The sequence below is a fragment of the Janthinobacterium sp. SUN137 genome (assembly GCF_030587265.1).
Lineage (GTDB): Bacteria > Pseudomonadota > Gammaproteobacteria > Burkholderiales > Burkholderiaceae_D > Janthinobacterium > Janthinobacterium kumbetense.
Genome location: NZ_JAPWHZ010000001.1, coordinates 550750 through 564315 on the forward strand (window position 1 = coordinate 550750; position 13566 = coordinate 564315).

Sequence of the window (13566 nt, forward strand, 5' to 3'; positions counted from 1 at the left end):
AAGAGTAAAAACGATCAGTGAATAAACAGCAAGGCGATCGCGCAGGGTATCAAGATACCGAGGCCAACCATCGGCCAGGTAAATGGCCGGTTGGCCGCGTGGAACTTCAAAATCAATAAGCCCGTCAGGCAAAACACGATGCAGGCGCCGGCAAAGATGTCGATGAACCAACTCCAGGCCACGCCCGTGTTGCGGCCCTTGTGCACATCGTTGAGCCAGGACACCCAGCCCCGGTCCGTCAATTCGTATTCGGCGGCCCCGTCTTCCAGGCCGATGCGCACCCAGGCGTCGCCACCCGCCCTGGGCAGCGGCAGGTAGACTTCGTCGATCGACCATTCGGCGGGACGGCCGCCCGCATTGAGCGACCACTGCTGCTTGAGCCAGGCTTCGGCGTCGGCCGGCATGGGCGCATTGGCGCCATCGTGCTTGGCGGCATACGCGGCCAGTTGCGTGACGAGGGGTACCGGCAACGCGGCCTTCTGGCGCGTGATCGCCGGCTTGGCTTCGATCTGGCCGGCGTGGTTCAAGGTGATGCCGGTAATGGCGAACAGAAACATGCCCAGCAGGCAAAGCGCTGAGCTGATCCAGTGCCATTGATGCAAGTTCTTCAGCCAGACGGCGCGGCTGGCGTTGTTCTTGGCCTTGTCTGCTGCGCCCGCATTACCCATCGAGCGCTCCCGGCAAGGAGCGGGCCAGGTGGCGCGACAAGTCAGTGTGCTTCATTCCCATCCTTCAATCAAAGTTCATGCCTCATTTTCAAACAAATGATAATGATTATCATTTATTAAGTCAATACATGGGGCGCCCCGCCGGGCCAGCGTTTTGTAACAGCTTTGAAACATGGCGCGAGGCAGGCAGTCGCCACTACGTAAGCTGCCGTACAGAGCCGCCTGCCGCGCCCGCCTATGCTGTTGTTCAGGACAACCATCAAGGGAGCACCCATGCAAACATATTCCAGCGAACAACTGGCCAGCATCGCGGCCAGGATCAAGGACGTCAAATTCGGCATGCTGACCACCAGCGATGACATGCGCACCCTCACCAGCCGGCCACTGACGCAGCAGCAGGTGGACAGCGAAGGGCACATCTGGTTCTTTGTCTCGGACGAAGCCGCCTACACGCGCGACTTGCTGAACAATCCACAAGTCAACGTCAGCTTTGTCGATACGGGCGACAGCCTGTATGTGTCCGTCTGCGGTCACGCGCAGTTGCTGAAGGACCGCGCCAAGGCGGAAGAATTGTGGAACCCGCTGCTAAAAGCCTGGTTCCCGGGCGGTGTCGACGATCCGAAGCTGTCGCTGATCAAGGTAACGATACAGTCAGCCGAATACTGGGATAGCGGCGCCAGCAAGATGATGCAATTCTATGAAATGGCCAAGGCCGCCATCACGGGCGAACCGCCAAAGGATCTGGGCGAACACGGACGCGTCGACCTGTAGCCGGAGCCGGGTTGCCAGTCTTACCCGCGCCGGCAAGCAGGCGACGTTGTCCGCGCGCAAGGGGAAACGACCAGCCGCCGTGCGCGAACACGCCCGGCGGCTGGCCCTGCGGAAATTGTCAGACAGTCAGGAAGGGAAGCTCAGACGCCCGTACTGCCCGTGGTGTCGGGCGCATCGTCGGCGCTCTGCCGGCTCTGCCCGGCGGAGCCGGACTGGTGATGCGGCAAGCGGTCGGCGCGCCGCACTTCGCCGATGGAAAACAGATCGTCGCCGATATCGAGACCTTGCTCGCTATCGACCAGTACAAAGTTTTCGGCCGAGTCGGCCGTGCTTTGCTTGCTGCCCGCCGTGGATGGCGTGCCGCCCTGGCTATTGCCCGGTTGCGGCGTATTCGCGTTGCCCATTATCTTCTCCCTGATCATCAATGCGAGTTGACTGCGCGGCGATTGCCAGGCGATTACACCTTGCCAGCGCAGCTATTTCATCATAGTCCATGCCTGCTGCATTGCATCAAAATTTTGCGGCGACCGGACAGATGCGGCCATGGCCAGCGGCGTGCCTGCCGCTGGCCATGGTCACCGCTACCGCTCATTACCACTTGCTGCTACTTGTTGCGCGACCCCGCGGAACCCGAACCCGACCCCGCGCCGCCGCTTTGCTTGTTGCCACTGTCGCGGTTGCCCTCCTGGTTCATGCTGGCATTGTCGCGCGTACCGCTGGAGCTGGAGCTGGAGGCGCTTTGCCGGCTGGCATCGTTCTTGTGGCTTTGGCTGCCTGCGCGGCGCGCCTCTTCCGACGTGAATTCATGCGCCGTGCCCTTTTCATGCGCGGCACGTCCCCCTTCGCTGGCGATTTCGCGCTGCTGGGCGGGATCCATGGAAGCGAAACCCCGTTTGCTGGTATCGCTTTGCTTGTTGCCGCTGCCGCTACTGCTGCTACTGGTTTTACTACCTTGCTGTTTATTGTCGCTCGATGTGGCCATGATGATCTCCTTGATCGATGGAATCAGAAACAGTGCAAACCATGCAATTCTTTCCCCTCGCATGGCAAGGGAACCGTCATCTTAGTGCGCGCATGGGGTGCAAGAAATAGGAGGATGCCAAGAGCGCATGTAGGATGAGTCCCGCCCGTGGTGGCGTAGTTACTTTCAGTTTTCCACCAAAAGTACCAGATACTCAGCAGTTAGCGAGGCAGCGCACGCGGCCAGGCGCCAGGGCGGCTGGAGAACGGCGGCATCGGAACTTGCCGCGCATCGCCTCGGGCGCGCGGCCACGGGACGCCAGCGGCGGGGAATTCAGGAAGCGAAAAGGATGGCCCAGAACAGCATCAGCAAACCGGCAATCGATACGCACCACACGAGCGTGCGCACGACGGGCACGCCAAACGCATACAGGGGCAAGTACAGCACGCGCGCGGCCAGGTACAGGGCGGCGCCATACAGGGTCAGCGCGCTTTCCTGCGCCGTCACGTGGGCGATCAGCACGGCGGCGGCGAACAGGGGCAGGGTTTCGAACAGGTTAGCCTGGGCCCGCTGCAAGCGGCCCGTGATCTTGCCCACGGGCGGGCCTTCGCCGTCGCGTGCGCTCACGTTATACGCCGTGCCCGTCTCGCGCGTGCGAAACAGCGCGGGCAACAGGATTTGCACCAGCGCCAGCACGAGGGTACAGGCCAGCATCGTCAGTTCAGGAGTCATGCCTTACCTCTGCAGGGTGGGACAGGCTGGCCGTGCCGGCGCATGCCCGTCAGGGTTGGTCGAGTGCCGCTTGCAACTCCATCAAATCATAGGGCTTGCGCAAGACGCTGGCGGAAAAGCCCAGCTCATCCATCGATTCCTTGCCATAGCCGGTGGAAAAGATGATGCGCATGTCCGGTTTATCGCGCAGCACCATGCGTGCCAGTGCGATGCCGGACATGCCGGGCAGGCTGACATCCGTAAACAGGATATCGAAGTCTTGCTCGTTGAGCAACTCCCACGCCGCCTCGCCATCGGACACGCCGCTGACCGTGTGGCCCAGCATGCCCACCAGCTCGCACACCATCAGCTGGGAATCGAGATTATCTTCCACCACGAGTATCTTCATCGAAGTCGGCATGTCCCCCTGCGGCACCAAGGCATGGCCCGTCAAGTCCAGCCCCGGCGTACCGCCTCCCAGCACGCTGGCCGCCGTGCTGCCGCTTGCCAGCGTGCCGGCCACGGGTGCGCCGGACCGTTCGAACTGGCGCGCGCGCATTTGCTGCTGGCGGTTGGCCAGCACATGGCGCAGCTTGCGCGCCAGCTCTTCGCGCCGGTATGGCTTGCTGAGCAATTCCACCCCCGCATCGAGCCGGCCTTCGTGCACGATGACATCCTGCGCGTAGCCCGAGGTAAACAAGACGGCGATATCGGGCTGCAACTCGCGCGCCTGGCGCGCCATCTCCGTGCTGCTGACGGGACCGGGCATGATCACGTCCGTAAACAGCACGTCAATCTGCGCACCGCTGTGCAGCACGGCCAGCGCGCTTTCGCCATCCTCGGCCTTGAGCACCTTGTAGCCGAGCGCGCCCAGCATGTCGACCACGGTGGTGCGCACGCCCACGTCGTCTTCCACCACCAGCACCGTTTCCGTGCCGCCCGTGACGACGCCGCTCAACTCCAGTTCCTCGTCCGCTTCGGCCATCAGGGAACGGGGCAAATAGATTTTGACTCCCGTGCCCACGCCAGGTTCACTGTAGATGCGGATATGGCCGCGGCTTTGCGTGACAAAGCCGTACGCCATCGACAAGCCCAGGCCCGTGCCCGCGCCTTCCGGCTTGGTCGTGAAGAACGGTTCGAAGGCGCGCTGCAGCACGGGGCCGCTCATGCCGCGGCCCGTATCGGTCACCGACAGCATCACGTACTGGCCCGCCGGCACGTCGACCAGGTTGTGCACATACTGTTCGTCGAGCACGACGTTGCCCAGTTCGATGGTCAGCTTGCCCACGCCATCCATGGCGTCGCGCGCATTGATGGCCAGGTTGAGGATGACGTTCTCGATCTGGCTGCGGTCGACCAGGGTATTCCACAGTCCGCCGCCGCCCACCAGCACGATGTCGATCGCTTCGCCCAGGGCGCGCCGCAGCAGCGCATCCATGTTGCGCACCACGCGCGTCAGGTCGGCCACCACCGGTTGCAAGGGCTGGCGCCGCGCAAACGCCAGCAGGTGCGACGACAGCTTGGCGCCCCGCTCGACGGCGGCGATCGCCGTGTCCAGGCGCTGGCGCATGAGGCCATCCGTGCCCGCCAGGTGCTGCAGCAAATGCAAATTGCCGGAAATGATTTGCAGCACATTATTAAAGTCGTGTGCGATGCCACCCGTCAACTGGCCCACGGCTTCCATCTTTTGCGCCTGGCGCAAGGCGTCTTCGGCCTTGGTGCGCTCATTCACTTCCTGTTCGACCCGGTGTTCCAGCGTTTCGTTCAATTCATGCAGCGCCTTTTCTACGCGGCGCCGGTCCGTGATGTCCGTCTTGACGGCGATCAAGGAACGCGTATGACCCTGCTCATCGACCAGGCGGCTGACATTGCTCGACACCCACACTTGCGAACCATCGGGCTTCAGGTAACGCTTTTCCAGCGAGAACGATTCGCCCGTTTCCACCAGGCGCTGGAACAGCACGCCGTTGCCAGGCACGTCCGCCGGATGCATGATGTCGTTCATGTTCAGGCTCAGCAGTTCTTCGGCGGAACGTCCCAGCATGCGGCACAGGGCGCCGTTGACACGCTGGAAACGGCCATCGAGGCCCAGCTCGGACAAGCCCACGGAAGCCTGGCCGAAAATGGCCGCCATGCGCTCCTGGCTGGCGTTGAGTTCATCCTCGATCTGGCGCCGCTCCGTCACGTCGAACGACACGCCCACGTAGCGGCGTTGGCCCGGCACGCGGCCGGCCACCACCTCGCCCTGGCGCGCGATCCAGCGCAGCGCGCCATCGGCGGGACGGCGGATGCGGTATTCCACGTATTCGAGGGGATTGGGCGCCAGATCCAGCTTGCTGGGTCCGACCTTTTGCTGGTCGCGCGCATCGACCAGGCTCACCAGCAGGCGCTCCGTCACTTCCGTCTCGTCGGCAATGCCCCACAGGCGGCGGAAGGTGGGCGACACCAGCATCGCGCCCGTCTCGGGGAACCACTCGAAGGTGCCGATGCCGCCCGCCTGCTGGGCCAGGCGCAACCGCTCCTCGCCTTCCATGCGCTCGGTGACATCGATGCCTTCGACGAGGATGCCCGTGACCGCGCCCTCGTCATCCTTGATGGGCTGGTAGACGAAATCGATGTGGCGCTGGCCCGTCTGCCCGTCCGCCGTCTGCAAATCCACTTTGACCTGGCGCCCTTCGTAAGGTTCGCCCGTGCGGTAGACCTGGTCGAGCAGCGCGATGAAACCTTGCGCCTTGACTTCGGGCAAGGCCACTTCGACTGTCTTGCCCAGCAGCTCAAGCTCGGGGCGTCCGACCAGGCGCAGATAATGTTCATTCGCCAATTCGAACACGTGCTGCGGCCCGCGCAACATGGCCATGAAGCTGGGCGCCTGCTGGAACAGGGCGCGAAGCAGCGCGCGTTCCTCGCCCAGGCGGCGGTTGGCCGCGCGCACGGCCTCGCTCTCGGCTTGCAAGGTGGTATTGAGCTCGCCCAGTTCGGCCGTGGCCAGTTTCAGCTGGCGCCCCTCCTCCATGCGCGCCGTCAATTCCAGCGCCGTGCACAGCACGCCATCGACCTGGCCGCCGGCGCCATGCACGGGCGTGTAAAACAGGTCGAAGCAGACATCCGCGTGCTGTCCGCCGCGCAACAGCGGCAGGCAGCACTCGCGGTGCACCTGCGTCTCGCCGCGCAATCCCGCGTCGAGGATGCGCGCGTTCCAATCCCAGATTTCGGGCCAGACGGCCGGCACCGTACCGCCCAGCGCCGCCGGATGGCGCGCCCCGGCGATCTGGATGTAGTCGTCGTTGTAAATCATCACATGCTGCGGGCCCCACATCAGCACCATCGCCATCGGCGAATTGAGGACGATGTCGACGCTGGTGCGCAAATTGGCGGGCCAGCCATCGAGGTCGCCCAGGCTGGTGGCGGACCAGTCGCGCTGGCGCACCAGCTCGCCCATATTGCCGCCGCCGCGCGGCCAGGCTGGCGCGCTCATGTGGCCAATCCCGCTTGCACGCGCACCTGGCACTGGCGCGGGATGCGCACCGTCGCCAGCGTGCCCTGCGCGTCCGTCGAACTGAGCTCGACCGTGCCGCCATGGGCCTTGACGAACATGTTCACCGTGTACAGGCCCAGCCCCAGGCCCTGCCCCGTCCTGCGCTTTTCGCCCGCCTGCTGGAACGGCTCGAACAGGGTCGGCAGCAAGGCGGCGGGAATGACGCCGCGATTGGCGATGCGCAATTCAATGCTGTCGGCGTCGCGTCCGTCCAGGGCCAGCTGCACCGGCGCGCCCGCCTCGCCATGCGTGAGGGCGTTGCATAGCAAATTCGAGATGACTTGCGACAGCAAGCCCGCGTCGCATTGCCCGTGCAGCTCGCCAACACTGCTGAGTTCGACAAGGGGCGCCTGGCCGGCCGTCTCGAATTCCTCGACGATGGCGCGCGCCAGCGCCAGGTAATCGTGCGTGCTGCTGCGCAACTCCATCGTGCCGGAACGGATGCGCGCCAGGTCCAGCAACTGGTCGACCATGCGCGCCATGCGTTTGGCGCTGCTTTCGATGCGCTGCGCCGTGACGATCACCTTCGGGTGGTCGCTCATCATCGGCAACAGCATGGCGCCGTTCATCACCACCGACAGGGGCGTGCGCAAGTCGTGGCCCAGCACGGCCGTGAACAGTTCATTCAGGTGCAGCGCATGCTTGAGCTCGTCGAGCTGGGCCGACAACTCGCGTTTCTGCTGGTACAGCTGGACCAGCACGGCCACCTTGCTTTGCAAGGCTTTCACGTCGATGGGCTTGTACAGGAAATCAACGGCGCCCGCCTCGTAGCCACGGAAACTGTAGCTCGGTTCGCGCGACGCGGCGGTGAGAAAAATCAAGGGAATGCTGCGCGTGCGTTCGCTGCCGCGTATCAGCTCGGCCAGCTCGAAACCATCCATCTGCGGCATTTGCACGTCGATCAGGGCCAGCGCCACGTCATGCGTCAACAGCAATTCCAGCGCCTCGGCGCCCGAGCCGGCCTTCAGGATGACAATACCGGGCCGCGCCAGCACAGCTTCGGCGGCGACCAGGTTTTGCGCGATGTCGTCAACGACGAGGATATGGATAGGGGCGGTCACGGAATCATCTTCAGGCATCGCAACGGCAAGATGCCATCGTGTTTCGATATGGACATAAACATTGTTTCAATTCTCACATATATTACACGCACTACACCATTCCCATTCACTTGTGTTCACCATCGCCGAGCAAGGCCAGGCTGGCAGCCATCTGCGGCAAATCGAGCACGCGGTCGGCGCCGGCCCGCTTGAGCGCGGCGGCCGGCATGATGCCACAACTGGCCAACTGCGGGTCTTGCACCCAGGCACTACCGCCCAGCTGCCGCACGCGCGCCAGGCCCGCCGCGCCGTCGGCCGAGGCGCCCGTCAGGATGATGGCCAGCATGGCGCGCCGGTAGGCGTACGCGGCTGTTTCCAGCAAGACATCGATGGACGGGCGCGAAAAATACACGGGCGCTTCCTGCGACAGGGAAAAGCTGCCATCGGGTTCGACTTGCAAATGGTAATCGGGCGGCGCGAAATACACGGTGCCGCCCTGCAAGGGTTCCTTGTCCTGCGCTTCGCGCAAGGGCAGCTGGCAACGTTCCGCATACAGCTGCGGCAACTGGCTCGAACGGCCCGGCGCCAGGTGCAGCACCACGACCACGGCCGCGCGGCAGGTGGCGGGCAAGGCGCGCAGCACGATGCCCAGCGCTTCCACGCCGCCGGCCGAGGCGCCGATGGCGATCAGGCGCAGGCCCGCGGGCGGTGGCGCGACGTCGCAGGTCGGCAACATGTCAGGCACGCTGGAAGATGCGTTCAGCCGGGCTCAGCTCGTTGAAGCTGGCCGCATGGCGGCTGAAATGCAGGCTTTCCTTCATGCCCAGGCCGAGGAAGCCCCGGTTCACCAGCGCTTCGTGGAACAGGCCCAGGCTGCGGTCTTGCAAGTCTTTATTGAAATAAATCATGACGTTACGGCAGGAAACCATGTGCACCTCCGAAAACACGCTGTCCGTCGCCAGGCTGTGGTCGGCGAAGACGAACTGGCGCCGCAAGCGCCGCTCAAAGATGGCGCCCTTGTAGGCGGCCGTGTAATAGTCGGACAGCGAGCGCTTGCCGCCCGCCAACTGGTAATTCTCGCTGAACTGGGCGATGCGCTCGATCGGATAGATGCCCGCTTCGGCGGCGGCCAGCGCTTCCACATTGATGTCGGTCGCGTAAATCATGCTACGTTCAAGCAAGCCTTCCTCTTCCAGCAAGATGGCCAGCGACCACACCTCTTCGCCGCTGCTGCAGCCGGCCACCCATATCTTGATGGAGGGATAGGTATGCAGGATGGGCACGACTTTTTCGCGCAAGGCGCGGAAATACGCGGGATCGCGGAACATCTCGCTCACTTGCACCGTGAAAAACTGCAGCATCTGCGCGAACATGGCCGGCTCGTGCAAGATGCGGTCCTGCAACTGCGACAGGCTGGCGCAGCCGAAGCGCTCCATGGCCTGGCGCATGCGCCGGCGCAGCGACGCCACCGAATAATCGCGGAAATCGTGCTGATACCTCAACAAGATTCCCTCAAGCAACAATTTCAGTTCTATATCGAAAATATCGTCATCTAACAACATCCACCTCATCGGATACCTGACCGTTGAACACAGTGCAACGCACACCATGCAGTCACTGCCAAATGCTAGCAGATCGCCGGCGATTATCCCGCAAGGAAAGTGTCAGTTAGGTACGCTGGCGTACACTGCGCCATCTTTTTCAGGCATCCACGCCCTTCATGCCTTCCTCCGTGTAACGCGCTCCCGCCGCCATGCCCAAGGGAAAGGCGGCATTCATCGCCGCCAGTTCCGCGCCGTCCAGCCGCACGGCCAGCGCGCCCAGGTTGTCGTGCAAATACGCGATGCGCTTGGTGCCGGGAATGGGAATGAGGTCGTCGCCTTGCGCCAGCAGCCAGGCCAGCGCCAGCTGGGCCGGCGTGCAGCCTTTGGCGCGCGCGAGGTCCTTCACCTGCGCGACGATGGCCTGGTTGCGCGCCAGGTTGTCGGATGAAAAACGGGGATTGAACTGGCGGAAATCCCCCGCGTCAAGGCTGGCCGCATCGGCGATGGCGCCCGTCAGGAAACCGCGCCCCAGCGGGCTGTAGGCAAAGAAGCTGGCGCCCACGTCGCGGCAGGCGGCCAGCACGCCCTGCTCCGGTTCGCGCGTCCACAGCGAGTATTCGCTCTGCACGGCCGCCACGGGGCAAAGCGCCGCCGCGCGCCGCAAGGTGGCGGCGCTCACTTCGCACAGGCCCACGGCGCGGATCTTGCCCTCTTGCCGCAGTTGCGCCAGCGCGCCCATCGATTCCTCCAGCGGCGTCTCCAGGTTCAGGCGGTGCAGGTAGAACAGGTCGATGGCCTCCACGCCCAGGCGCGCCAGCGACGCTTCGCACGCCTGGCGGATGTAGGCGGGGGAATTGTCGACGCGGCGCGCATAACTGCCCGCCTCGCGCGCCAGGCCGCACTTGGTGGCGACCAGGGCCTGGCCGCGATGGTTGCCCAGAAATCGTCCCAGCAATTGCTCGTTGTGGCCGAAACCGTAGGCGTCGGCCGTGTCGAACAGGGTCACGCCCGCCGCCAGGGCCGCTTCCAGGGTGGCCAGCGATTGCGCCTCGTCCGTGGCACCATAAAATTCCGACATGCCCATGCAGCCCAGGCCCAGTGCCGAGCTGGTCAAGCCGCTATTGCCGATGCGTCGTTGTTGCATGCTGCTCTCCTCACGTGTTGACTCGATGCAGCCAGTCTAGGCCGTGCCGGCCAGCGGGGGAATGCGCGATTTCGTGATACCTTTCTGGTATGAGAGCCCTCGATACCCATGCCTTGAGCCTGTTTTTCGCCGTCGCCCGCTGCCTGAACTTCCGCCAGGCGGCGGAGCAATTGCACATGACCCAGCCGCCCCTGTCGCGCGCCATCAAGGCGCTGGAAGAGCGGCTGGGCGCGCGATTGTTCGAGCGCGACACGCAGGGCGTGGCCTTGACGCAGGCGGGGCATACCTTGCTGCCGCAGGCGCTGCACATCCTCGATTTGCTTGATATTGCGCAAACGTCGCTGCGGCAAGACAGCGCGCCCGCGCGCCTGCGCCTGGGCTTGACCAGTTCCGTGGCGGCTGGCCTGTTCCGGCCCTTGCTGGCGGCGCTGGAAGGACAACTGGGCAGTATCCGCCTGGAACTGACGTCCGCCCCCTCGCCGCGCCTGGTGGCCGGCGTGCGCAAGGGCCAGCTCGATGCGGCCTTGCTGGCCTTGCCCAGCGCCACCTTCGAGTTGGCCGTGCAGCCGCTGGCGCACCAGCCCATGATGCTGGCCCTGCCCGCCGGGCACCGGCTGGCGAAAAAGCGCAAGCTCAGCCTGTTTGACATCGCCCAGGAATCCGTCTACTGGTTCGAACGGGCGCGCCAGCCCGCCTTCTTCGACCATTGCCAGGTAGTTTTCCGCCGGCATGGTTTCGCGCCGATTTTCCTGCGCGAAGCGCCCGACCACCATGTGTTGCTCGGCGACGTGGCGGCCGGCAAGGGCATGGCCCTGCTGGCCGACTCGTTCCGCGCGCTGCGCCTGGCTGGCGTGGCCTACCGGCCATTGGTGGAGGGCGAGGAATTGGCGGCCGGCATCGGCCTGGCCTGGCGGGCAGACCACGGCCATGCGGCCATGCCCCTGCTGCGCCGGCTGGCGCAAGAACATCTGAAAAAGTGAACGCCGCGCGCGGATGCGCCAGACGCGCTACCATGGCGCCTTCCCCATTTTTCAGCGCCACCACGACCATGACGTTTACCATCAGCGACGCCGCCTACGGCACCGACACCCCCGCAGCCAAGCACGCCATGTATGCGGACCTGCGTTCGCAGCTGCAAGGCTTGCTGGCCGGCGAGAGCGATTTCATCGCCAATACGGCCAACTTCAGTTCGCTGGTCTTCAATACGATGCCGGGCCTCAACTGGGCCGGCTTTTACTTCCTGAAAGGCGAGGAACTGGTGCTGGGTCCATTCCAGGGCAAGCCAGCCTGCATCCGCATCAAGAAGGGTCGCGGGGTGTGCGGCACCACCGTGGTCGAAGGCAAGTCCATCGTCGTACAGGATGTGCACGCGTTTCCCGGTCACATCGCCTGCGACGTTAATTCCCGCTCGGAACTGGTGGTGCCCGTGTTTGCGCAAGGTCAAATCATCGGCGTGTTCGACCTCGACAGCCCGCTGGTCGGCCGCTTCGACGACGTCGACGCGCAAGGCGTCGAATCGCTGGTGCGCGTACTGGAAGAAACTATCGTCGCCGGGTAACTAAGTAATTAGTTGCCCGCCTTGACGGCGATGAATTCGCCCTTGCCGACCGTCGCCAGGCACGCCGTGTAGCGGCTGTCGGCGCGTATGGCGTCGATAAAACCGGCCATGTCCGCGTAGTGCGAGCTGGCATTGTCGACCACCAGCACGCCGCCGGCCGCCAGCACGCGGTCCAGCTGCGGCCACCAGGACTCATATTGCTGGCGCGCGGAATCGAGGAAGATGAAATCGTAGGCACCGTCAGCCGCATCGCGCAGCACGTCGCCCGCGTCCGCCAGCAACTGGCCAATCACGCCTTGCAGTTGCGCGCGCACAAAGTTGGCATGTGCCATGTCGAACTTGTCCTGCGCCTTTTCCACCGTCACCACGCTGCCGCCCAGCGGCTGTACCGCGCGCGCCAGCCACAGGGTGGAATAGCCGTTCGAGGTGCCGATTTCCAGCACCCGCCGCGCACCGCGCGCGTGCACCAGCACGGCCAGCAATTCTCCCGTGTCGCGCGTGATATTGAGCATGCGGCTGGCACGCTCCGTATGCGCCGCGTCATTGGTGTTACCGAATGCTTCGAGTTCGCTTAACAGGGTATCGAGGGTATCGATGCTGTGCATGCCGCCTCCTTGTGCAAAACATCAGCATAGCAAAAATACTACGCTTGTGCGCGCTTCAATGGGCGTTTCAGGTACTGCACCATCACCACGCCCAGCAGGGTCACGCCGCCGCCAATCACATCGTAGCTGTGCAAGGTTTCACCGAGGAACAGCATGGCGATAGTCACCGTGAACACGGGCAGCAGATTCATCAAGGTCGTGGCGCGGCTCGGGCCCAGCTTGGCCAGGCCATGCATCCACAAGAACGGCGCGATGATGGATGCGGGGATGCCGGCAAACAGCACCAGCGGCAAGCCGGCGCTGGTGACGGGCGGCGCCGACTGGCTCAGGTAATACACGAACAGCACGGGCACGGCGCACCACACCTGGATCAGCAGGGAGTGCCAGTTATTCAGGGGAATCTTCCAGCGCTTGAGCAGCACGCCATAGCCCGCATACGACAGGCACGCCAGCAGCATCAGGGCGTCGCCCACGGCCGCGCCATGGGCGATCAGGGCGGCCGGGTCGCCATGGCTGAGCAAGTAGCCGAGTCCCAGCAAGGACACGAAGCCGCCGAACACGCCGCCCACGGTGGGCGCCTCTTTCAACAACAAGACGGACAGGCCCACGGCCAGCAGCGGCATCAGCGATGCGAGGATGCCCATGTTGGTGGCCGTCGTCGTTTGCGCCGCGATGTACGCGAGGCACTGGTACATGACCATGCCCAACATGCCGAGCACAAACAGTTTCCCAAGATATGGTTTCACCACGACCCGCTGCTTCCACACAGCGCGGCCAAACACGAGCGCCAGCAGCACGCCGGCCAGCAGCCAGCGGTAGAACGAGATGGCGGCCGGATCGATCACGCCCACGGCCATCTTGCTGACGATGGTATTGATGGCCCAGATCAGCACGGCGATCACGGGAAACAGATAATGCTTGGCTTTCATGCAGGAACTCCACTATTCAACGAGCACCATTTTCGCATGGTCCGATTCCATGGATATAATGCATATCGGACAAACGATGCAAAGAACAGGACAAAACAGG

At 63.8% G+C, this 13566-nt stretch carries 14 protein-coding genes; 3 read left to right on the plus strand and 11 right to left on the minus strand.

Going from position 1 to position 13566, the window contains the following annotated elements:
• Positions 1-14 precede the first annotated feature (14 nt).
• Positions 15-668 carry a PepSY-associated TM helix domain-containing protein gene (locus O3298_RS02570; protein WP_305056143.1) on the minus strand — a complete coding sequence of 218 codons (654 nt, stop codon included), beginning with the start codon at positions 666-668 and terminating at the stop codon, positions 15-17.
• A gap of 273 nt (positions 669-941) precedes the next feature.
• Here O3298_RS02570 and O3298_RS02575 point away from each other — a divergent pair, with 273 nt between their 5' ends.
• Positions 942-1439, plus strand: a complete 498-nt coding sequence (locus tag O3298_RS02575; RefSeq protein WP_305058447.1) for a pyridoxamine 5'-phosphate oxidase family protein — start codon at positions 942-944, stop codon at positions 1437-1439.
• 140 nt (positions 1440-1579) lie between these two features.
• Here the strand turns inward: O3298_RS02575 and O3298_RS02580 are convergent, their stop codons facing one another.
• From O3298_RS02580 to O3298_RS02615, 8 genes are all read right to left on the minus strand, one after another.
• The gene (locus O3298_RS02580) at positions 1580-1843 is read right to left on the minus strand and encodes a hypothetical protein (protein ID WP_077407571.1); all 264 of its coding nucleotides are present in this window, start codon (positions 1841-1843) and stop codon (positions 1580-1582) included.
• A gap of 200 nt (positions 1844-2043) precedes the next feature.
• A complete protein-coding gene (locus tag O3298_RS02585; RefSeq protein WP_305058448.1) occupies positions 2044-2421 on the minus strand; it encodes a KGG domain-containing protein in 378 nt (125 codons plus the stop codon).
• 312 nt (positions 2422-2733) lie between these two features.
• The gene (locus O3298_RS02590) at positions 2734-3132 is read right to left on the minus strand and encodes an MAPEG family protein (RefSeq protein ID WP_099666977.1); all 399 of its coding nucleotides are present in this window, start codon (positions 3130-3132) and stop codon (positions 2734-2736) included.
• Positions 3133-3181: 49 nt separating this feature from the next.
• Positions 3182-6586: a PAS domain S-box protein gene (locus O3298_RS02595; protein ID WP_305058450.1), complete on the minus strand. Its 3405-nt coding sequence runs from the start codon at positions 6584-6586 to the stop codon at positions 3182-3184.
• Positions 6583-7707 carry a hybrid sensor histidine kinase/response regulator gene (locus O3298_RS02600; protein WP_099668411.1) on the minus strand — a complete coding sequence of 375 codons (1125 nt, stop codon included), beginning with the start codon at positions 7705-7707 and terminating at the stop codon, positions 6583-6585. Before O3298_RS02600 ends, O3298_RS02595 begins: the two co-directional genes overlap by 4 nt.
• Positions 7708-7813: 106 nt before the next feature.
• Complete coding sequence (locus O3298_RS02605) at positions 7814-8422, minus strand: chemotaxis protein CheB (RefSeq protein ID WP_099666975.1); 609 nt, start codon at positions 8420-8422, stop codon at positions 7814-7816.
• 1 nt (position 8423) lies between these two features.
• Entirely contained in the window at positions 8424-9257 is an 834-nt protein-coding gene (locus O3298_RS02610) for a protein-glutamate O-methyltransferase CheR (protein ID WP_034783398.1), read from the minus strand.
• A gap of 130 nt (positions 9258-9387) precedes the next feature.
• Positions 9388-10374 carry an aldo/keto reductase gene (locus O3298_RS02615; protein ID WP_305058451.1) on the minus strand — a complete coding sequence of 329 codons (987 nt, stop codon included), beginning with the start codon at positions 10372-10374 and terminating at the stop codon, positions 9388-9390.
• Between the two features lie 89 nt (positions 10375-10463).
• Between O3298_RS02615 and O3298_RS02620 the strand changes: the two genes are divergently transcribed.
• Both O3298_RS02620 and O3298_RS02625 read left to right on the plus strand, forming a co-directional pair.
• Positions 10464-11354 carry a LysR family transcriptional regulator gene (locus tag O3298_RS02620; RefSeq protein ID WP_305058452.1) on the plus strand — a complete coding sequence of 297 codons (891 nt, stop codon included), beginning with the start codon at positions 10464-10466 and terminating at the stop codon, positions 11352-11354.
• Positions 11355-11422: 68 nt separating this feature from the next.
• Complete coding sequence (locus O3298_RS02625; protein ID WP_369811505.1) at positions 11423-11932, plus strand: GAF domain-containing protein; 510 nt, start codon at positions 11423-11425, stop codon at positions 11930-11932.
• A gap of 8 nt (positions 11933-11940) precedes the next feature.
• On the opposite strand, the gene O3298_RS02630 is transcribed toward O3298_RS02625, so the two are convergent.
• Both O3298_RS02630 and O3298_RS02635 read right to left on the minus strand, forming a co-directional pair.
• Positions 11941-12537, minus strand: a complete 597-nt coding sequence (locus O3298_RS02630) for an O-methyltransferase (protein WP_180278714.1) — start codon at positions 12535-12537, stop codon at positions 11941-11943.
• Positions 12538-12575: 38 nt separating this feature from the next.
• The gene (locus O3298_RS02635) at positions 12576-13466 is read right to left on the minus strand and encodes a DMT family transporter (RefSeq protein WP_305058453.1); all 891 of its coding nucleotides are present in this window, start codon (positions 13464-13466) and stop codon (positions 12576-12578) included.
• Positions 13467-13566: the final 100 nt, after the last annotated feature.